Origin of the sequence: Methylosinus sp. Ce-a6 (genome assembly GCF_009811655.1) — a bacterium.
Taxonomy (GTDB): domain Bacteria; phylum Pseudomonadota; class Alphaproteobacteria; order Rhizobiales; family Beijerinckiaceae; genus Methylosinus.
In genome coordinates, this window is sequence record NZ_BGJX01000003.1 from 116,019 (window position 1) to 136,233 (window position 20,215).

Consider the following 20,215-nt stretch of genomic DNA (forward strand, 5'->3'; position numbering starts at 1 on the left):
AGCGTTGAACAGCCCTGTTCATAGGGCCACGAAGCATCCGTTCCCGTTATGATCGCGAGTGACCCGTGGGATTGGCGTCGGCTGCAAGCCTGATACGGGCCGACATCGCGCGCCGCGCCTCGTCCATGGCGGAGAGCAAGACCTCGACGCCTGCGCCGGGCCGCACGGCCTCGCTGGCGAGGCGCCGGCGGAAGGCGCGCGCGCCGGGCTTGCCGGCGAAAAGGCCGAGCATGTGCCGCGTCATGTTGGCGAGACGCTCGCCGCGCTCGATCTGCGCCTCGATATAGGGGATGAAGGCTTCGACCGCGGCGAAACCATCGGCGAGCGGCGCCGCTTCGCCGAACAGTTCCGGATCGACGGAGAGCAGAAGCTCCGGCTCGTGATAAGCGGCGCGGCCGATCATCACCCCATCGACATGGGAGAGATGCCCGCGCATGTCGTCGATCGTCGCTATGCCGCCGTTGATCGCGATCGGCAGATCGGAATAGGCGCGCTTCAGCTCATAGACGAGCCCATAGTCGAGCGGCGGAACGTCGCGATTCTCCTTGGGCGAAAGGCCGGAGAGCCAAGCCTTGCGCGCATGGACGAACAGCGCGTCGGAGCCCGCGGCGACGGCGCGCTCGGCGAGCGCGAACAGCGCCGTTCTCGGCTCCTGATCATCGACCCCGATGCGGCATTTGACGGTGATGGGCAGAGCGACGGCGTCCTTCATCGCCTTCACGCAATCGGCGACGAGCTCGGGCCGCAGCATGAGACAGGCGCCGAAAGCGCCGTTCTGCACGCGATCCGAAGGGCAGCCGACATTGAGATTGATCTCGTCATAGCCGAAGGTCTCGGCGATGCGCGCGGCTTTCGCCAGCTCGGCCGGATCCGATCCGCCGAGCTGCAGCGCGAGCGGACGCTCCGCCGCGTCGAAGCCGAGCAGCCGCTCGCGATCGCCGAAGATCACTGCGCCGGTCGTGAGCATTTCCGTATAGAGCCGCGCGCGGCGCGACAACAGGCGATGGAAGAACCGACAGTGACGATCGGTCCAGTCCATCATGGGCGCGGTAGAGAATCTAATATCTTGTTTTATAAGCGATTTCATTTTACTCTCAAGGCCCTAGGTCGGGGCGTGTGCACTCTCCGGTACGCCTCGATACGACACTTTTCGCTCCTTTTCGACTTCTCAGTGCACACAGAGCGCACACGAAATGGCGACCTTCACGAGGCTCAAATCCAGCTCCTGGCGCGCTCACGTTCGACGCAAGGGGAAATACGTCAACGAGACGTTTCTCCGCCGGCGCGACGCCGAGGAGTGGCGCTCGACATAGAGCGGCGGATCGACCGTGGCGAGTCGCCGTCGAAGCGCGCGCGCAAGGAGGCTCGAACATTCGGCGATCTCGTCCGTCTCCATAGGGACGATCTCGCGGAAGTCGGAAAGCGGGTCGGCCGCTCGAAGGCCGCGAGCCTCGACTTTCTCGAGCGTCGCCTTGAATGATTGAAGATTTCAGAGCTGGATCGAGAGCGGCTCATTCAATTCGGTCGAGATAGAGCAAAGGAAGGAGCTGGTCCCGTCACGCTCGGCATCGACCTCGGCTATGTCAAAACGATCTTGTCGCACGCAGCGGCGGTTCACGGCATCCAGCTTTCGACGGAGCCGACCGATCTCGCACGCATCGCGCTGAGCCCGAAGTCATCCCAAGCGACGCGGCATATTTCATCCAGGCGCATCGCGGTCGCGATCGCGAAGCGCACGATCCTTCCCAACGGAATTAACAGCTGCGGCGTCAAATCGGCTCGTGCGATGATGCGATCGATCCCGTGCTGTGTCGGCCGGCGATCACGTTCGTTTCCCTTACCGACCAATCCGAGAGAAGTCGCCGGCCAAGAAAGGCGCAAAACGATCTCGGAAAAGCGAGAGGCCGGCGCAAAGGCGGGCCGCTGTTCGAAAGAAGCCGGGTCCATAGCCGAGCGACCATGGACCCGAGCACGACGTCACATCGGCGAGACAGCTGCTTCGGGTGACGCCAATCTGACGATATCCGTTAGGGCCGAGCGCAGTTCCGGCCAAGGAAATTCCGCGTCTTTCGGGCTCGGCTCGCCGAGCTGAATGACGATGGCGAGCTTGGCCGCAACGCCCGGCAGGCTGGCGGCATTCGTCCTCGGGACCGAAGCCGTGAAATCACGCTCCTTACCGAGAGCGGCTTGGAGTTCGGCGTCGACGGCGTCAAAGCCGAGCGCCGCCGCCGCGTCGTCCCATCGCCTTTTCTGCTCCTCGAATGCCGCGATCAGCATGTCTTTCTCGGGTTCTGGCTCGTCTGCGAGCAACTCCTCGATCTCGTCGACAGAGTGAGCGATTTTGGGCTCCTCCTCGCGGGAAAGGCGGACCGTGACCTCGGGGAAGCCGACCGAGTGAACGAGTTGCGTCTCGATGCGCTGCTACTGGCGCGTTAGCGCGACGACCTGCGTGTGATTGGCTTGCCAACTCCGCCAGAGTTGCAGCGCAGGGTCGGACGGCGCCCTCCTGTGTTCTTCCCCGATGGCGAGGCGCCAGTTCCTCGTAAAATCGCGCGCCGGCTAACAGCAGGCGGAGTCGTGCTATCTTCAGAATCAGCCATGATCCAAGCTCCTGAACAGCGTCTCACGGAGAAACCCGTTCTCGGCTGTGGGCGGGTACGGTCTGTCCTGTGAAGGGGAAAGGGCAGCATTCTTATGGCCGCGCCTGTCGAGTGCGCCGAGGAGGCGGGAGCAGTCCAGCGGACGGCGGACAGTTCGACTGCCGACGCCGATGCGCGACCGTGGCACGCCGTTTCCGTCGATGATGTCGTCGAATGCCTGGAGACGCACCGGAACGGTCTGACCCCGGCGGAAGCGGAAAGGCGTCTCGAGGCGCACGGCCCGAATTCGCTACCGACAGCGAAGCCGCGCACCGCGCTCAGGCGTCTGCTTGCGCAGTTCCACGACGTCCTCATCTATGTCCTCCTGGCGGCGGCCGTGCTGGCGGCGCTGCTCGGCCATGGCGTAGACACAGCGGTCATCCTGCTCGTCGTCCTGATCAACGCGTTCATCGGCTTCATTCAGGAGGGACGCGCAGAAAAGGCGCTCGACGCCATCAAGGGGATGATCGAGCCGAATGCGTCCGTGCTGCGCGACGGACATCGAATGGTGATCCGAGCGGAACATGTCGTTCCCGGCGATATCGTACTGCTCGAGGCAGGGGACCGCGTGCCGGCGGACCTGCGGCTCGTTCGAGCGCGCAATCTGAGGATCGAGGAAGCGACCCTCACCGGCGAGTCGGTCGCCGTCGAAAAAGGCGCGGGACCCGTCGACGCCGCTGCGGCGCTCGGCGATCGGACCTCTATGGCCTATTCCGGCACTTTCGTGGTCGCAGGCCTGGGTCTCGGAGTCGCGGTCGCCACGGGCCTTTCGACGGAACTCGGGCGCATCAGCGCTATGCTGGGCGCGGTCGAGCCGCTCACGACGCCGCTCGTGCGGCAAATGAGCCGGTTCGCGCGCCAGCTGACGATCATGATCTTGGGCGTTTCCGCTCTCGTTTTCGCATTCGCGACCGGATTGCGTCACTATCCTTGGGCGGAAGCGTTCATGGCCGTCGTTGGCCTCGCCGTAGCCGCTATTCCAGAGGGGCTGCCTGCGGTGATGACGATCACGCTCGCCATCGGCGTGCAGCGGATGGCGGCGCGCAACGCGATCATCCGCCGGCTGCCGGCCGTCGAGACGCTCGGGTCGGTCTCCGTCATTTGCTCGGACAAGACCGGGACGCTGACGCGCAATGAGATGATGGCGCAGACCGCAGTGACGGCGGCCGGCTCCGTCGAGGCGACCGGCGAGGGATATGAGCCGAGGGGCGCGCTGTGGCGCGACGGACGCGAATTCGACATCGCGGAAAATCCCGTCATGCAGGAGCTGGCTCTGGCGGCGCTGTTGTGCAACGACGCCGCGCTTCGGCAGTCTGGCTCCGGCTGGGTCGTCGACGGCGATCCCATGGAAGGCGCGCTCATGTCTTTCGCGGCCAAGGCGGGCTGCGACGCCGACGCGACGCGCCGGCAATTTCCGCGCGCGGATGAAATCCCTTTCGACTCGCGGCATCGTTTCATGGCGACTCTGCACCACGCCCATGAGAACGGATCCGTGGCCTATGTGAAGGGAGCGCCCGAGAGAGTCCTCTCGATGTGTTCCGCCCAGCAGGGAGCCCAGGGGCTAGAGCCCGTCGATCACGCTCACTGGTGCGCCGCGATCGAAGCGCTCGCGCGCAAAGGCCAGCGCGTGCTGGCGCTGGCGACGAAAAAAACGCCGCAGAGCATGCAAGAGCTCACCTTTTCGGATGTCGAAAGCGGGCTGAGCCTGCTCGGCGTCGTCGGTTTGATCGACCCGCCCCGCGCGGAGGCGATCATGGCGGTCGAGGAGTGCCGAAACGCGGGCATTCGCGTGAAGATGATCACGGGAGACCATGCGGCGACGGCGAGCGCCATCGCCCAGCGCCTCGGTCTCGCTCATCACGAAGCTGTGATCACGGGAGAACGGCTTCAGGAGCTGAACGAGGAGGAATTCGAACGCGCCGCCCGCGAAATGACGGTGTTCGCGCGAACCACTCCGGAGCACAAGCTGCGACTCGTCGAGGCTCTGCAGTCGCAAGGCCATGTTGTCGCCATGACGGGGGACGGCGTCAATGACGCGCCGGCGCTGAAGCGGGCGGACGTCGGCGTCGCAATGGGCCGAAAGGGCACGGAGGCGGCCAAGGAGGCGGCCGAAATGGTGCTCGCTGACGATAATTTCGCGTCGATCGTCGCCGCCGTCTGCGAGGGACGCACCGTCTACGACAATTTGAAGAAGGTCATCGGCTGGACGCTGCCGACGAATGGCGGCGAGGCGATGGCGATTATCGTGGCGATCTTCTTCGGGCTGACCCTGCCGATGACGCCGGTCCAGATTCTCTGGATCAACATGGTGACTGCGGTCGGCTTGGGCCTGACGCTCGCCTTCGAACCGACAGAGCCCGAGGTGATGCGCAGATCGCCCCGCGCGCCGAGCGAGCCCGTGCTATCCGGCTTTCTGATCTGGCGCGTCGCTTTCGTGTCGCTTTTGTTCGTCGCCGGCTCGTTCGGCCTGTTTTTCTGGGCGGAGGAGCGCGGGCTGCCGATCGAAGAGGCGCGCACGATCGTCGTCAACGCCATCGTCATCATGGAGATCTTTTACCTCTTCAGTATTCGGCGGCCGCTCGCCGCGTCGTTCCCATGGACGGGGCTTCTCAGCGCCCCTGCGATCGTCATCGGGGTCGGCGCGATCACGGCGGCCCAGTTCCTGTTCACCTATGCGCCCTTCATGCAGACGATATTCGACACGCGTTCGATGTCGCTGGTCGACGCGGCGGCCGTGATCGGCGTGGGAGCCGGACTCTACCTCGTTCTCGAACTCGAGAAGTTCGTCCAGCGGCGATTCGATCTCGAAGCGCCGGACGCCGCCTATCTGGAGACGCCGAGCGCCGGGAGGCTCTGGCAAACATTGGCGGGCGCGGTCGTCGTCGCCGCTCTCGGTTCCGGGCTGCTCTATTGGACTTTGCAAGAGAGAATGGCGTCCCGCTACGTCCGGGAGCCAGCGGAGCGAGGCTCGACCATCCGCACCGTGACTACGACCGGCATCGTCCATGCCCTGTCCTCGGAGCCGGTTCTCGCACGGGCGTCCGGCGTGCTGCAGACGCTCTATTGCGAGCGCGGCGACAAGGTGCAGGCGGGCCAGTTATGCGCGAAAATCGATCCCGTCGTCCATCAGGCGACACTCGATCGCAGGGCGTTCGAATTGGCCGAGGCGAGCGCGAGGCGCAAGCAGAACGAGCTTCGTCTCGCTCGCGCGAAAACCGCCTTGGAGCGTGTTCAGACGGAGGCGAAGCGGGGAGCCGCCTCTCGCCGAGCAGTCGCGAAATCGCGCGCTGCGCTCGAGCGGGCGACGACGCGCGTGGCGCAGGACGAGGCCGAACTCGTGCAGCGGCGAGTGGCGCTTCGAGCGGCGGAGATCGATCTCGCGAACACCGAGGTCGTGTCCCCCGTCGATGGCGTGGTCGTCGCGCGCAATGTGGAGATGGGCCAGATGGTCGACGCAGGCGCAGACGCCGCGCTCTTCCAGATCGCCGCGGGTCTCGCAACGGTGCGCGTCGAGGCGGATGTGAGCGCGCAGGATGTCGCGCGCATCCGGCTAGGCGACAGGGTCTCTTTCACAGTCGATGCGCTTGCCGATCACACCTTCGAAGGAGCAGTGACCCAGATCGATGGCCGAGGGCATGCGCCGATGGAACGAGGTGGAAACGAAATCGTCATCACCGCGTCGAATCCGGATCTTGCGCTGATGCCAGGCATGGGAGCGAACGTCCGAATCGCTGTCGACTGACGAGGCCCGATTTTACGCGCTCGCAGCTTAACGATTTAGGATTTCGCCCTGATCCGGCAAGCGAGCTGGAGCGTCTCCGGAGCGCGCTCCTTCGGCCTTTCGCTTCATCGATTGGTAATCGCTGTCGCCTATCCTGCGATTTGTGCTTGACAACCACAGCTTCCGGACCGATATCGCCCTCGGATGGAGGGGCTTCGCCCCTGCCGTCGACTCCGACAACCCAAGAAAGAAACATGGGCAGTAGCCGCTTCGGCGCCGCGCCCGCAGCCTCGTCTGCGCTGGCGACGCCACTCGACATCGAAACCACCCGCGGTCTCGGAGGCCGCGTGAGAGGCGTCGCGAGGGTCTAGAGGCTCCTGCCTGCCGCTCATGCTCCGGGCCGTGGATCACAACGGCCAAAAAGGAGATGAGCGATGAACAAGCTCACTGCAATTGCATTCGCGCGCCCGTTCGCTCGGAGTGCGGCTTCGTTCCGCGCCGAGACGCAGATCGTCGCGTTTCGCCGTCGCGCGCAGCGGGCGCCGCATTGCGTCTGGGCGCTCGACGCCGCCTCGGGACGTCTTCTGTGCGTGTGGAGCGACGAGGCGCAAGCCGACGCGCGCCTCACGCAGGATAATGTCGAGCGGCCCCCTTCGCGCCTCGCCGTCTGACTGGAGAGATCGAATGAACCCCGGCCCAACCAGGCCCGCCGGCGAGCGCGAGCTCGGCCCGGCGGGCGCATCGACATCCATCCCGATTCGAATTTGCCCGGGCGCGAGAGCGCGAGCGGTCTAGAGGGCGCGAGCTCTCGCGAAGGCTCGTCTCCCGCCGGAGAAAAGGCGAGCCATGACGCTACATTTCAACCCGATAGACACCAACGAGAGCGCCGTTCTCGACGAGGCCCATGTCGGCCATATCCGCGGCGCGCTGGGCACGATCCATCACGCCGATAACGGCCCGCGCATCGGCTTCAAGCGGCGCTTCCAGACTCTTCTCGCTATTCTCGGTCCCGGCCTCATCGTCATGGTGGGCGACAATGACGCTGGCGCTTTCGGAACTTATGCTCAAGCGGGCCAGAACTATGGCACGAGCCTGCTGTGGACGCTGCTGCTGCTCGTTCCCGTGCTCTATGTCAATCAGGAGATGGTGCTCCGCCTCGGCGCCGTCACGGGCGTCGGACATGCCCGGCTCATCGTCGAGCGCTTCGGCAAATTCTGGGGCGCCTTCAGCGTCATCGATCTCTTTCTGCTCAATGCGCTGACCATCGTCACCGAATTCATCGGCATATCCCTCGCGCTCTCCTATCTCGGCGTCTCGCGGGAGCTCGGCGTGGCGCTGTCGGCGGTCGTCATCATGGCGGCCGTCGGCACGGGCGACTTCCGTCGCTTCGAGCGCTTCGCTCTGGCGCTCTGCGCGGGCAGCCTCGTTCTCATTCCGATCTTCGTGATGATTCATCCGCCGATGGCGGATCTCGCGCGCGATATGTTCGTCGTGCAGCTTCCGAAGGACGGCAAGCTCGGCGATGTGATGCTGCTCGTCATAGCGATCGTCGGCACGACCATCGCGCCCTGGCAGCTCTTCTTCCAGCAGAGCTATGTGATCGACAAGCGCATCACGCCGCGCTTCATTCGCTATGAGCGCATCGACCTCTGGCTCGGCATAGCGCTCGTCGTCATCGGCGCGGCGGCGATGATGGCCTTCACGGCGGCGGTCTTCGCCGGACGTCCCGAAGCTGGAAGCTTCACCGACGCCGGCGCGGTGGCGGAGGGCTTGGGCCGATATGCCGGGCGCTTGCCGGGCATATTGTTCGCTCTGGCGCTGATCGATGCGAGCGTCATCGGCGCCGCGGCGGTGTCGCTCTCCACAGCCTATGCGCTCGGCGATGTGCTGTCGCTGAAGCATTCGCTGCATCGCAAGCCGTCCGACGCGAAAGGCTTCTACGGCGTTTATTTCGCGCTCATCGTCGTTTCGGCGGGCCTCGTGCTGACTCCGGGCGCGCCGCTCGGCCTGCTGACCAATGCCGTGCAGACGCTCGCCGGCGTCCTGCTGCCGAGCGCGACCGTGTTTCTGCTGCTTCTCTGCAATGACGAGGCGGTACTCGGCCCCTGGGTCAATGGCTGGGGCATGAATCTGTTCACCGGCGCGATCGTCGCGGTTCTCGTGATGTTGTCGATCATTTTGACCGCGTCCGTCCTGTTTCCGGAGCAGACGAACGAGACAGTCATTCTACGGATCCTCGCCGGCGGCTCGATTGCGACTGTCGCCATCGCAGTCGCGACGGGCGGTCTTCACGCGAGGCGACGCACAGCGCGCGGCCCGATCGGCCGTCACGCCCGCGACAGCTGGCGTATGCCGCCGCTGCACGCGCTGCCGCCGGCGAAGCTCTCGATGGCGAGCCGCATATGGATGAGCGTGCTACGCTGCTATCTTCTGCTCGCCGGGGGCCTCGTTCTCGCGCGGATCGTCGCGCTCGCGGTGACACACTGATGCGCGCGCCGAGCATGAAAGCAAAGCCATATCCTATGCGCTGCTCTCGGCGGCTCTGTTCGGCGTCTCGACGCTGGCCGCGAAGCTCCTTCTCGCGGATATAGATCAACGCATTCTCGCGGAGCTGCTCTATTGTGGCGCCGGCGTCGCCGGCCCATTGCTGCTGATGTTCGGCCTCGTGTGAAGTTGCATGGAATAAGGCCCCCGCTTTGGGGGTGATTTGCATCCAATCGGGACCCCGGGGCTGAGGTCCACACTGGCCTCCTGATGTGAGGGAGGCCGAGATTGGAATGCTCGTTGTGGAAACGATTGCGAAGATTCGCCGCGCCTATTTTGTCCAGAAGAAACCGATCAAGGAGATCTGCCGGGACCTTCACGTGTCGCGGAAGGTCTTGCGGAAAGTCGTCCGCTCCGAGGCGACGGAGTTTCACTATCGTCGCGAGACGCAGCCGCTTCCCAAGATCGGTCCCTGGCGGGAGCGGCTGGACGCGCTTTTGTCGGAGAATGAAGGGAAAGCGGCCCGCGAACGGCTGACGCTCGTGCGGCTCTACGAGGAGCTGCGCGGTTTTGGCTACGAAGGCAGCTACGCCGCCGTTCGCCGTTACGCGGTCGCTTGGCGCAAGGAGCGCGGCGCCGCGCGGCCGATGGCGATCGGCAGATGGTGAAAATCCTCGCAGCCGTTCTCGACGACGGGCTGCCGGCTGTCGAGGCCGCCTGCGCCGAAGCGCTGGATCAGAGCGTTCACTCCGCCGACGTCATGCTGAACATACTCGCACGGCGCCGCGATCCCGGTCCGTCGGTGACGATCCTCACGCCGGACGCGCTGCGACTGAGGCGCGCGCCGCTCGCCGACTGCTCGAGATACGACCAACTGAGGAGGTCCGGATGATGATGGAGCGCACGCAAATCTACGATATGATGGGAGAGTTGAAGCTCTTCGGCATGAGGAGCGCTTACGATGAAGTGATGGCGGCCGGCGTCAAACGGCAACACGAGCCACCGCAGATCGTCGGGAGCCTGCTGAAGGCGGAAATCGCCGAAATGCAAGCGCGCTCGATCAAATATCAGATGACGATCGCCAAGCTTCCTCTGGCCAAGGACATCGACGACTTCGACTTCGCAGCCGCCGACGTCAATGAGATGCTGGTTCGCGATCTCGCCGGGGGCGCCTTCGTCGCTCATCAGCGCAATATCGTTCTCGTCGGCGGAACGGGGACCGGGAAGACTCATCTCGCCATCGCCATCGCGCGATGCTGCATCCGCGCCGGCTTGCGCGGCCGCTTCTTCAACACGGTCGACCTCGTCAATCGGCTGGAGGCGGAAACGCGCGGCGGACGTCAAGGTCGCATGGCCGACTATCTCACGAGAATGGACTTCGTCATTCTCGACGAGCTCGGTTATCTGCCCTTCGCGCAGGCGGGCGGACAATTGCTGTTCCATCTCGTCAGCCGGCTCTATGAGCGCAGCTCGGTGATCGTCACGACCAATCTCGCTTTCGGCGAATGGCCGAGCGTGTTCGGCGACGCCAAGATGACGACGGCGCTGCTCGACCGGCTCACAGGCGGCCAGAGCCGTCACCGGCTTCTGCCGACGAGCGTCACGCCGGCCAAAATGAACAGGAATGCGAAGGGAAGGATCGCCGGGAATGCTTCGCCGAGAAAGGCGACCGCGAGAAGCTTTCCGGCGCCGGCGCCGATCCAGCCGATCTGGCTGACGCCTACCGGCCCACTGTGCTTCTGGAGAGTGAAGAAGAGTGCGTAGGTAGCGGCGATGATCGTCATTTGGACCGCCAGCAGCGCCGACGCGCTCTCGTTCCATGTCTCAGGGTTGAGTGGGACATGGGCGCAGACCGCGTATACGCCGATGATCGCGGCCGCGGCCAGGAGCATGATCGGCGCGAGCAGACGAGGCGATGCGTTTTTGGGCCAGTCGACGGTGCGATAGATGTTCCCCGTTGCGACGATGACGGGAGCCGTCAAAGCGAGGCCCGTCCAGATCCAGCCGCCATCCATTCCGCCCGGCCGAGAAGCTGCGAGCAACGCCGCGCCGCCGAGCCCGAGCGTCATGCCGGTCGCGCCCGTCGTCGAAAAGCGATCGAGCCCCAAGGGCAAGGCCAGCCCATAGGTCAGCAAGGGCGGGAAAGCGAGGCACAGCGAGACGAATCCGGCGCCCACATGCGGAATCGATACGAAGGAAAGCATGTTCGGCAAAGCGAAGCTCAAAAGACCGGATAGGAGCCCATAGCGCAGGAGCGCGGCGGAGAGCTTCAGCCGTTCCGCCGCTGCGCACGCGACCGCGACGAGCGCCAAGCCTCCACCGAGCGCGGACCATAAGAGAAACGCGATAGGATGCCAGCCTGAGCGGATGGCCAAACCCGCAATCACGGTGGTCATGCCGACGAGCCCGCCAGTCGAAACGAGGCAGAGGAAGGATTTCAGCGCCGCCGGAGCCGGCGATTTCATCGCGTTCCTCCAGCCGAGCGCGGAGAGAAGCGATGATTTCGTCGTCTCTCGACGAGAAGCGGAGCCGCCGCGCCAAAGGGGATTTCGAGCGGCGTTGTTTCGAGGCTCCGCTCATCATCCGTTTCGGGAAGTCGGTGACGGTTCAGACGGCGGCCGGTTACGATCATAGAGTCGCCTCATATGCCGCGAGCGCCACAAAGCACCACTCGCCAACCATCTGGGTCTTCGAAGGTGAGACCTTTGTCGACCCAATAGGGGTTTTCAGGCTCGACAGGTTCATGGCCCGATCGGATCATTCGGTCTCGCAGGCTCGCGAGATGGCGAGCGTCTGGAATATACAGGACCAACAAATTGTCACGGCTGGGGGCCGGGCATGGGCTCCCGGCGTGGCGCTGCGTGAATTCCAGATGATAGGCCCGACCGGGAAGGCCGAACATGACGCCGTCATATCCACCATGATCGGTGAATCGATATAGCTCGGCCAACCCCAAACCATCGCGATAGAAAGCCGCCAAAGCTTCGAGCTTATCGGTTGGGCGCGCAATCCTCACCTGCGCGACGTCGACGTCCCCTGCAAACCTGATGGGCTCATGAGATGGGACGAGGGCGAAATCGGCGTTCATCAGCTATGCTCCACTTTATCTGACCGCGATATGCGCCGCCGAAGAGCCGGTGTGGGCGCGTGGCGGCGACGGGGATTCGAGCCGGAGTAATGGGACGCTCCCGCGAGCCGGTCGAGCAGCGGGGGCGCCATTATTCGACGACGAATGCCGCTCCAGCCGGTTTCGCGTGACGACGTTGAGGCCTGTTCACATAACAGACGAAACGCTTCGCCCGCAATCCGCGTCGATGCGGCTTCGGACGCCGGGAAGGGTAGGGGATTCGGAATCTTGCGCCGCGTCACGGAAAATCGCCACGAGATCGAGAATCTGACGCGCCTGCTCCAAATGCTCCCCATAGCCGATATCGAGCTCGATCATGCGACTTCGTCCCGCTGTGAGGTTCAATGGACGCAGCCGTCCCGATGCCAGCTCATCGCGAATGCAGTGCTCGGGAAGCCACGCGTAGCCCTGGCCATCGGCGACGAAGGCGACCGATGTCGTGAGATGGCTGACCGTCCATCGCTGTTGCGAGCCGAGCCAGTCGCTGTCTGGTCCTCGCAGACCGGAGTCGCTCAACACAATCTGACGATGCTCCTTGAGCAATTCATGCGTGATCACGCCGAGCTGATGCAGGGGATGGCTTGCGGCAGCCACACAGATGAACCGCACGGAGAGCAGAGGCTCGACGATCATTCGGCTGGAAAGACAACTCGCGACGCCGATCTGCGCGCGCCCTTCCTCGAAGGCTTCGCTCGCGCCCGACATCGCCGTTTCGTAGATCCGCACCGATAGCCGCGGGTAGAGGAGCGAATATTGGTGGAGGGCGTTCAGAACAATCCCCCTCGGCAAAACAATGTCGACTGCAATCGAAATCTCGCCCTCGGAATCAGGATCGAATCCTGAGCAGAATCGCTCGATTTGCATCGCTTGGCTAATGAGCTCCCGCGCGCGAGGAAAAATCATTCGGCCGGCCTTTGTCAGGGTCGCCCGTCGCCCTTCGATCGCGAAAAGATCTTTGCCCAGGCATTCCTCCATCTTGCGAACAGCGTGGCTCACCGCCGACTGGGTCTTGCTCAATCGTTCGGCCGCTTGATGAAAGCTTCCGTGCCGCGCCGTGGCGACGAATACGCGCCATTGCTCGAGCGTGATTTTCGTCATCCCATGTTCCATATCGCTACTCCTCTCACGCCGGCGTCGAACTGGCGCTCCCGCGATCGCTCGACATCCGTATGTCGCTGCGATCGATCCGCTTTCACGATGTGAGTAGAAACTCCCGATTCGGCGGCCTCACGACGCCGAGCGGCCGATCGCTCCGTTTGCTTCCGGAACGGAAATGGTCTGCCGCAGTCGCGCCTTGGAAATCTGCGCCGTCGCGAAAGGCGTGTGTGCGTCATCGACATCGACGCGTACGGCGGTCGCGGAGGTAAAGATCAATCTGCGTCCCGCTCGGATCACGCTGGCTTGAAATTCCGCGATGGAATCGCGGGGCATCGGCGTCAGGATCGAGACCGCCATATTTGTGGTGACCGCATATTCGTCCGGGGCCAGCAGAGGCAAAGTCGCGAGCATGCTGGTGACGTCCAGCATGGCGTAAGTCACGCCGCCATGCAGGCAGTGGCTCAGATTGTCGATAGCGGCAGTGACGACCAGTCGACAGCGGCAGCGACCGGCGTCCTGCTCCAGCAGCTCGAGGCCGCAATAGCGCTGAAAATCGTGCATGAGGAGCGCCCGGCTATGTCGGCGCGCATGATCGGAAATTTCTATCATATCGGCCTCCGTTCGAGTGAGCGAGCGATGATTTCGTTCATCACTTCGGTCGTGCCGCCGCCGATGGCGACGAGAGGAGCGTCGCGCAGGCTTCGCTCGGCGAGCGAAGGAGAAACGCAGCCAGCCGCCCCCTGCAGTCGAACCGCGACCTGCGCCGCCAATGCGAACGCCGACGTCGCCGCGTTCTTGGCCATCGCCACTTGGACTTCGCCGTCCTCTACAGTCGTTCGATCCACGAGGTGGCGCGCCATGGCGACGGCGGTATGCAGCTCGGCGAGCGTCTGGCGCACATGCGTCATGGCGATCAAAGGCGCATTGCGAATGACGCGGCTTCGGCTGTGCTTCAAAGCGGCTGCGCACACGGCCTCGGCGGCGCTCGCAGCCGAGATCGCCAGATTGAGCCGTTCTCGCGTCAAGGCGTCGCGCAGGATCCGGCCGCTGCGGCCGGGAGCGGCGATCAGCCGCCCGCGAGCGTTCGCGAAGCGGATCGCTGCGAGCGGAAGGCAGCGCCAACCCGACGGCTCGAGAGGATAGCCGACAATCTCGGCTTGCGGCTGATCGACCAGGAAAAGGCCGAGGCCATCGGGCATGCGTGCGCCGAGGACCAGATAGTCGGCGCGCGCTCCATTACAGATGAAGCGCTTCTCGCCGGTGATCCGCCACACGCCATCGGCGCCGAGCGCGGCGCGCGCGTCGAGCGCGGCCAGATCGGAGCCGGCGTCCGGCTCGGTGAGCGCCAGAGCGATGATGCGCGCGCCCGCGAGCACGTCGATGATGACCGATCCGAACGTGTCCGCTCCCGCCGAAGCGACGATCGACAGGCTGACAAAGTGCGAGCAGAGCCCGACCGCCAGCCCCTGCGATCCACCGCATGTGACTTCTTCGAGCAACATTCGCATTCGGCTCTGATGGGTCGGCAGAACGGGCCCTGGAACATCGCCGAGCGAGAGCAGGCGAGCCGCTCCCGCTTCGGCGTGCAGGCTGGCCGGATAGGCTCCGGCGCGCTCCCATGCGTCGATATGCGGTCCGACGCGCTCCGCGACGAAGGCGCGAAGCGCGATCCGAAACATTTCGTCGTCCATCAGAAAACCGTCGTTTCGGCGAGGCTTCTGAACTTCGTAAATCGGTCTTGCAACGTGTCTTTCGTTACCGAGCCCTCTTCGCGAAAGTAAAATAGATCTGTCAGATCGCTCATGACCTCGAGCATCTCGCGCGAACGCAGACGCATCCTGCGAGAATAGCGGCGCAGAGCGCTCGTGATGTCCGCGTCGCAATTGCAGACGAGCGATTGAGCCAGAGCGAAGCCGTTCTCGAGACCGAGCGTGAAGCCGTAGCCGAGCGTCGGCAACATGGCGTGCGCGCTGTCTCCGAGGAGCGTCACTCGGCCGCGGCGCCAGTTCTCGATATGCTTTATCGCGTGCAAGCGATTGTGGAGCATGGATGCAGGCGGCGTCGCGTCGACCATCGCCGGAAGAGGGTCGGCGATGTCGGCGATCGCGGCGCGAATTCCGTCCTTGTCGAGCAGCGGCTGATCGAGATGCCGATAGGCGTAGAACCAGTAACGCAGAGATCGGCTCTCATCGAGCGGATAGGTCACCACCCGAGCGCTGTCGTAGGTGAAGATCTGGCATCGGTCGTCGAGCAAGGCCGGATGTGCGAATTCGACGATGCCGCGACAGGCTGCGATGCCCGTGTCGGCGACGATCGCTTCTGGGGCGACGATGCTGCGCACCCGAGAGAAAACTCCATCGGCTCCGACGACGACGTCGAATCGACGCGAGCGACCATCGGTGAAGTCGACCGTCACGCCATTCTCGTCCTGCGAGATCGACTCGCATCCGGCGTCGGCGGTGATGGCGTCGGCGTCGAGAGCGTCGCGCAACATGCCGAACAACCGCTTGCGCAGAAACATCATCGCCGGTGCGGGAAACTCGAACCCTTCGAGCCGCACCGGTTGGCTGTCGATCAGCTTGCCGCGCCGGTCGAGCGTGTCGAGAAACTCGATCGGCTGACCGGCCGCGCGCATACGATCGTCCCCGAACATGAAGCGCAAAACCTGCACGCCTTGCGGCCAGACATAGATTCCCGAACCCGTGTCGCGCGGCCCGTCGCCGCGCTCGTACACCTGCGCTTCGACCCCGAAGCGTTTCAGGAGCAATGCGAGGGCGAGGCCGTTGAGTCCCGCGCCAATGATGCCGACTTTCATGCTATCTCCTCCATGACGAGAGATTCCGTGGCGCGGCTTGCTTCACTGCTCATGCGGAAGCTCTGCTGCATCAGGCAGAGGCTGGCGATTTCCATGAACATCGGATCGAGGAGCGCCTGCTGGTCAGGCGGCAGTTCCGGCAGTTCCGCGAGCGTTCGACGCACCAGCTTTGCGTCGAAGAAGGGCAGGTCGAGCAGCGCATCGCCGTGCAGAGCGTCGCGAATGAGCTGCGAGAGGCGATCTTCGTGATGCAGCGTCGCAGGGGGCGCGCGGAAGTAGTGTTTCTTGCGCTTGTAGAGCGTCTCCGGGAGGAACGGACGCATTGCTTCGCGGAAGACGTGCTTTTCCGTGCCTCCCTTGATTTTGAGCCAGACCGGCAGCTTACAGGCGTATTCGGCGACATGATGGTCCAACAGCGGCACGCGCCCTTCGATGCTGTGAGCCATCTCCATGCGGTCGCCGAGCGTCGTCAGCACGAAATTGGGCAGAAAGCTCTTGGCCCAGAGATACATCGAGCGATGCACGGGATCGCGGCCGGCGAGCCGGCGATGCGCCGATCCATTGTAGAAGCGTCGATATGGCCCGACGCCCGACCAGCGCCGCCTCGTCTCGTCGTCGTAGAGCGCTTGCAGAGCGCCGAACCAGTTCGATTGATTATCGATCCAGGACACACCGTGCCCGAGTTGCGCGGTCATCCACGCCGCGTCGAGGGGAAGTCGTTCATGTATTCGGGCCGCCGCCTCGCTCGCTTTCAGCTTCGCTCGCAGCTCTTCGACGGCGTCGCTGTCCTGATGCTGTGCGTTGTAGAGCAGCATGTCCCGACGAAAATGCGGGTATCCGGCGAAAATCTCGTCGGAGCCCTCGCCGGTGAGCACGACTTTGAAACCAGCGTCCCTCACCGCTCGGCTGAGAAGATATTTGGCGACGCCATGGGCGTTGAAAAAAGGCGTCTCATTGTGCCACAACGCGTCGGCGAAATTGTCCGCTAGATCGTTCTGCGTCACGGGAATCGAGCAGAAGCGCGCGCCGGCGTGAGCCGCCGCCTGCTCGGCGAAGCGCCGTTCGTCATGCGCCTCGGAGTCGACGAAGGAGAGGTTATAGGCGTCGAGCGGAGCGCCGCTCAGATGCGTCGCGCATCCGAGCATCGCCGAGGAATCGATTCCGCCGCTGAGATAGATGGCGACCGGCACATCCGATCGCAAGCGCAACCGTACCGCTTCGAGGATTTTCTCCCGCAGGCCGGCGACCGCCTCCGCTTCGTCGAAACGCTCGTTAGCGAGCGAAACCGCGGAACTGAAATCGAGATCCCAATAGGTCTGCTCGCGCAGGCCGCTCGGCGTCGCGGTGACGAGACGTCCGGGCGCGAGGCTGCGGACGTTCTTGAAAAGCGTCTGATTCGACAGATAGAAGCCGCGGGAAACATAGGCGTCCTCGTCCCAAATCGCCGGCACGCCGGCCGCGAGCAGCGCCTTGATCTCGGAGCCGATATAGATCGCTCCCGCGTGTTCGGCGATGAACAGCGGCTTGATCCCGAAACGGTCGCGCATGGCGACGAGCTGGCGTTCGTTCGCGTCATAGAGCACGAGCGCGAACTCTCCGCGCAGGCGCTCGAGACCCGCTGTGCCGAATTCGCGATAGAGATGCAGCGCGATCTCGCTGTCGCTTTCTGTGCGGAAAACACAGCCACGAGCGCGAAGCTCGTCGCGTATTCGCTCGAAATCGTAGAACTCGCCGTTGACGATCAGATGAATCGAACCATCCGCGGAGGCGATCGGCTGCCGTCCGTTGCCGAGGCCTATGATGCTGAGCCGCGCGTGTCCGAATGCGACGTTTCCTCGCGGATCGATCCAGACGTCCTGTTCGTCTGGTCCGCGATGTCGCATGACGGCGAGGCCGTCGAGAATTCTCGCACGCGCCACAGGACGCGGACCATTGTCGTAAATCGCCAAAAAACCACACATGATCCTCTTCCTCTCCGGTACGAAATGCGTTCGAGGAAATGAAAAAATCAATCCGCCGTCGCGACCCAGGCGGGCGACCGCCGGCCCAGGAACGCCGCCATGCCTTCCTGCGCTTCGGATGTCGTGCGCAGCCTTGCGATCAACCGGCGATTGGCGATCGTGTCCGCGCCGAGATGGTCTCGCGCCTGCAATCGATCGAGGAGCGCTTTGCATTCGCGCAGCGCGACCGGACCACAGGATGTGATGGAGTCTAGGAGCGCGCTCGTTCGCACCTCGAGCGCGGCCGCATCGAGCACTTCGTGGACGAGGCCGTCCTCGAGAGCTTGGACCGCGTCGAAAGCCTCCGCCGTGAGGAAACGACGGCGCGTCCGGCGCAGCCCGATGGCGCGGACCACATATGGGCTGATCACCGCCGGCACGAGTCCGAGCAGGGGCTCGCTGAAACGGAAGGTCGCGCCCGTTTCGGCGAGGACGATGTCGGCGCAGCACAGCAGGCCGACGCCGCCGCCGTAGGCGCAACCCTGAGTTCTCGCCACGAGCGGAGTGGGAAGGCCGGCGAGCGCGTCGAGCGCGGCGTCGAGACGCTCCGCGTCCAAGACATTTTCTTCATCCGACAATTCGGCGGCGCGCCGCATCCATGCGAGGTCGGCGCCTGCGCAAAAATGTTTGCCTTCGGCGGTCAGGAGGACGGCGCGAAGCGCGCCGTCGCCGGCCAGCTCGGCGCAGCCCTCTGCGATCGCATCGAGCATCGCCTCGTCGAGGGCGTTGCCGCGCTCCGACCGCGCGAGGCGCAACTCGCCAATGGCCGAGCCGTTGCGCGCCGTCGAGCGCGTGACGTGGACGGGGCGCGTCATGGACACGCCGCGGCATTGAGCTCGAGATTGCGGGCGGCCGCGTAGACGCGGCGCTGCGCGTCGATCGCGGCCAGACGATAGCGTCCCGCGGTCTCCTCCGGGCAGACCCGATCTTCCGCCGATTTGGCGGAATTGTAGAACCAGGCCACATAGGTCGCATAATCGATTTCGCGCCGTCCGGCGAGCAAGGCGCGATGGGCGCGCGTGCGCAAGCGGCGGCGGTAGCCCTGGCGCACCGTCGCGGCGAAGAACTCCCCGACCGAGCCGCTGCCGTAGCTGAACAGGCCGATATTGCGGCCGCCGAGATCTTCGGCGCAGTTGTCGAGCAAGGAGGCCAGAGCGATATAGAGCGAGGCCGCATAGGTGTTGCCGATCTGGCGGCCGTACGCCTGGCTCTCGGCGTAGCTCGTCTCATCGAGATGGTCGGCCTCCGCGCCGGCCGCTTCACGCAAGGCGGCGAAGGCCTTCTTCGACATTTTTGTGAAGGGCTGGTGGAAGCAGAGCTTTTCGATCGCGGCCAGCGGCATGCCGTCCTTACGGCAAAAATCCGCATAGGATTCGCGCAAGGAACGCAGATAGACGTCGATCGACAGCTTGCCGTCGACATAGGCGGCGTCGCGATGGTTCGGGCGCCAGAAATCCATGACGTCCAAGCTGAACAGGCCGCTCTGCGGATGAATCTCGACCAGGCTCGGGTTTTTGGCGATCACCATCGCGACGGCGCCCGCCCCTTGGGTGCATTCGCCTTCCGAATTGCGCTCGTAGCGCGCGATGTCGGAGGCGATCACGAGAACTTTTTCGCTCGGCCGATGACGCACGAGATCGCACGCGAATTGGAGGCCTGCTGTGGCGCTGTAGCAGGCCTGCTTGAATTCGACGACGCGGCAGTTCGGGTTGAGCCCGAGCACTCCGTGCACGAACATTCCCGCCGATTTGGACTGATCGACGCCGCTCTCGGTGGCGAAGATGACTGTGCTGATGCGTTCCCGAACATCGGCGGTCAGGACCGGCGCGACGGCGTTGGCCGCCATGGTCACGATGTCTTCGTCCGGCGAGGGAACCGCCATTTGCTCCTGGCCGATCCCGTAGAGGTATTTGGCGGGGTCGACGCCGTGCCGGTGGGCGAGATCCTCCAGCGGGTAGAAGAAACCAGGCGAGTAGATCGAGATGTCGTCGATTCCTACCGTTGTCATGTCTCTGCCCTTCATCTAATCGATTGGTGCGACGCGAACTCTATGAGTATGCCGGCGAGCCAGAACCAATGCTGATGTGCACATCGTTTTGAGTATTATTGTAAACGATAGAATGGCTATTCTATTGCTGTAAGGCTTCATATACTGAAACGTGACGCCCTGATCCATTCAGCGGTTCAGGCCGCTCGGCTACCGCGCTCTTGTCGCACAGATGGATCGTCGAAGATAATTGAATTTTTTTATCATTCTGAACAAAATTTGTCGTGCTCGCTTTCCGTATAAAAATACGTACGTTTCATAAAAGCACCACAATAGTCGAATTC

15 protein-coding genes and 2 pseudogenes are annotated in these 20,215 nt (G+C 63.7%); 5 read left to right on the top strand and 12 right to left on the bottom strand.

Annotation, left to right across the window (positions count from 1 at the left end; genetic code table 11):
• Positions 1–46 precede the first annotated feature (46 nt).
• From dusA to Mspo_RS19790, 3 genes are all read right to left on the bottom strand, one after another.
• Positions 47–1,087: a tRNA dihydrouridine(20/20a) synthase DusA gene (gene dusA / locus Mspo_RS03265; RefSeq protein WP_159726792.1), complete on the bottom strand. Its 1,041-nt coding sequence runs from the start codon at positions 1,085–1,087 to the stop codon at positions 47–49.
• A gap of 527 nt (positions 1,088–1,614) precedes the next feature.
• Positions 1,615–1,947, bottom strand: coding sequence for a hypothetical protein (locus Mspo_RS03270; RefSeq protein ID WP_159726793.1), 333 nt, complete (start codon positions 1,945–1,947; stop codon positions 1,615–1,617).
• Between the two features lie 30 nt (positions 1,948–1,977).
• The gene (locus tag Mspo_RS19790; RefSeq protein ID WP_244613086.1) at positions 1,978–2,277 is read right to left on the bottom strand and encodes a hypothetical protein; all 300 of its coding nucleotides are present in this window, start codon (positions 2,275–2,277) and stop codon (positions 1,978–1,980) included.
• Between the two features lie 417 nt (positions 2,278–2,694).
• Between Mspo_RS19790 and Mspo_RS03280 the strand changes: the two genes are divergently transcribed.
• The 5 genes and pseudogenes from Mspo_RS03280 to istB all read left to right on the top strand — a co-directional run bounded on the left by Mspo_RS03280 (position 2,695) and on the right by istB (position 10,608).
• Positions 2,695–6,381: an HAD-IC family P-type ATPase gene (locus Mspo_RS03280; RefSeq protein ID WP_159726795.1), complete on the top strand. Its 3,687-nt coding sequence runs from the start codon at positions 2,695–2,697 to the stop codon at positions 6,379–6,381.
• A 413-nt stretch (positions 6,382–6,794) separates the two neighbouring features.
• Positions 6,795–7,031, top strand: a complete 237-nt coding sequence (locus Mspo_RS03285; RefSeq protein WP_159726797.1) for a hypothetical protein — start codon at positions 6,795–6,797, stop codon at positions 7,029–7,031.
• Between the two features lie 175 nt (positions 7,032–7,206).
• Positions 7,207–8,847, top strand: a complete 1,641-nt coding sequence (locus tag Mspo_RS03290) for an NRAMP family divalent metal transporter (RefSeq protein ID WP_159726799.1) — start codon at positions 7,207–7,209, stop codon at positions 8,845–8,847.
• A 290-nt stretch (positions 8,848–9,137) separates the two neighbouring features.
• Positions 9,138–9,736, top strand: a pseudogene (locus tag Mspo_RS03295) (hypothetical protein).
• Between the two features lie 2 nt (positions 9,737–9,738).
• Positions 9,739–10,608: an IS21-like element helper ATPase IstB gene (gene istB / locus Mspo_RS03300; protein ID WP_244613112.1), complete on the top strand. Its 870-nt coding sequence runs from the start codon at positions 9,739–9,741 to the stop codon at positions 10,606–10,608.
• 284 nt (positions 10,609–10,892) lie between these two features.
• On the opposite strand, the pseudogene Mspo_RS19800 reads toward istB, so the two are convergent.
• The 9 genes and pseudogenes from Mspo_RS19800 to Mspo_RS03345 all read right to left on the bottom strand — a co-directional run.
• Positions 10,893–11,309, bottom strand: a pseudogene (locus Mspo_RS19800) (EamA family transporter); the annotation flags it as partial.
• Between the two features lie 176 nt (positions 11,310–11,485).
• Positions 11,486–11,932: a VOC family protein gene (locus Mspo_RS03310; protein WP_159726803.1), complete on the bottom strand. Its 447-nt coding sequence runs from the start codon at positions 11,930–11,932 to the stop codon at positions 11,486–11,488.
• A gap of 186 nt (positions 11,933–12,118) precedes the next feature.
• Complete coding sequence (locus Mspo_RS03315; protein WP_159726805.1) at positions 12,119–13,069, bottom strand: LysR family transcriptional regulator; 951 nt, start codon at positions 13,067–13,069, stop codon at positions 12,119–12,121.
• A gap of 129 nt (positions 13,070–13,198) precedes the next feature.
• Positions 13,199–13,678 (bottom strand): PaaI family thioesterase, encoded by a 480-nt coding sequence (locus tag Mspo_RS03320; protein ID WP_159726807.1) that lies wholly within the window; start codon positions 13,676–13,678, stop codon positions 13,199–13,201.
• A complete protein-coding gene (locus Mspo_RS03325) occupies positions 13,675–14,748 on the bottom strand; it encodes an acyl-CoA dehydrogenase family protein (RefSeq protein WP_244613088.1) in 1,074 nt (357 codons plus the stop codon). The genes Mspo_RS03320 and Mspo_RS03325 overlap by 4 nt, the downstream gene beginning before the upstream one ends.
• 11 nt (positions 14,749–14,759) lie before the next feature.
• Complete coding sequence (locus tag Mspo_RS03330; RefSeq protein ID WP_159726811.1) at positions 14,760–15,884, bottom strand: NAD(P)/FAD-dependent oxidoreductase; 1,125 nt, start codon at positions 15,882–15,884, stop codon at positions 14,760–14,762.
• On the bottom strand, positions 15,881–17,845 hold the full coding sequence (gene asnB / locus Mspo_RS03335) for an asparagine synthase (glutamine-hydrolyzing) (protein ID WP_159726813.1): 1,965 nt from the start codon (positions 17,843–17,845) through the stop codon (positions 15,881–15,883). The genes Mspo_RS03330 and asnB overlap by 4 nt, the downstream gene beginning before the upstream one ends.
• A 47-nt stretch (positions 17,846–17,892) precedes the next feature.
• Positions 17,893–18,699 carry an enoyl-CoA hydratase-related protein gene (locus tag Mspo_RS03340; protein ID WP_159726815.1) on the bottom strand — a complete coding sequence of 269 codons (807 nt, stop codon included), beginning with the start codon at positions 18,697–18,699 and terminating at the stop codon, positions 17,893–17,895.
• Positions 18,696–19,892 carry a hydroxymethylglutaryl-CoA synthase gene (locus Mspo_RS03345; RefSeq protein ID WP_159726817.1) on the bottom strand — a complete coding sequence of 399 codons (1,197 nt, stop codon included), beginning with the start codon at positions 19,890–19,892 and terminating at the stop codon, positions 18,696–18,698. The genes Mspo_RS03340 and Mspo_RS03345 overlap by 4 nt, the downstream gene beginning before the upstream one ends.
• Between the last annotated feature and the right edge of the window lie 323 nt (positions 19,893–20,215).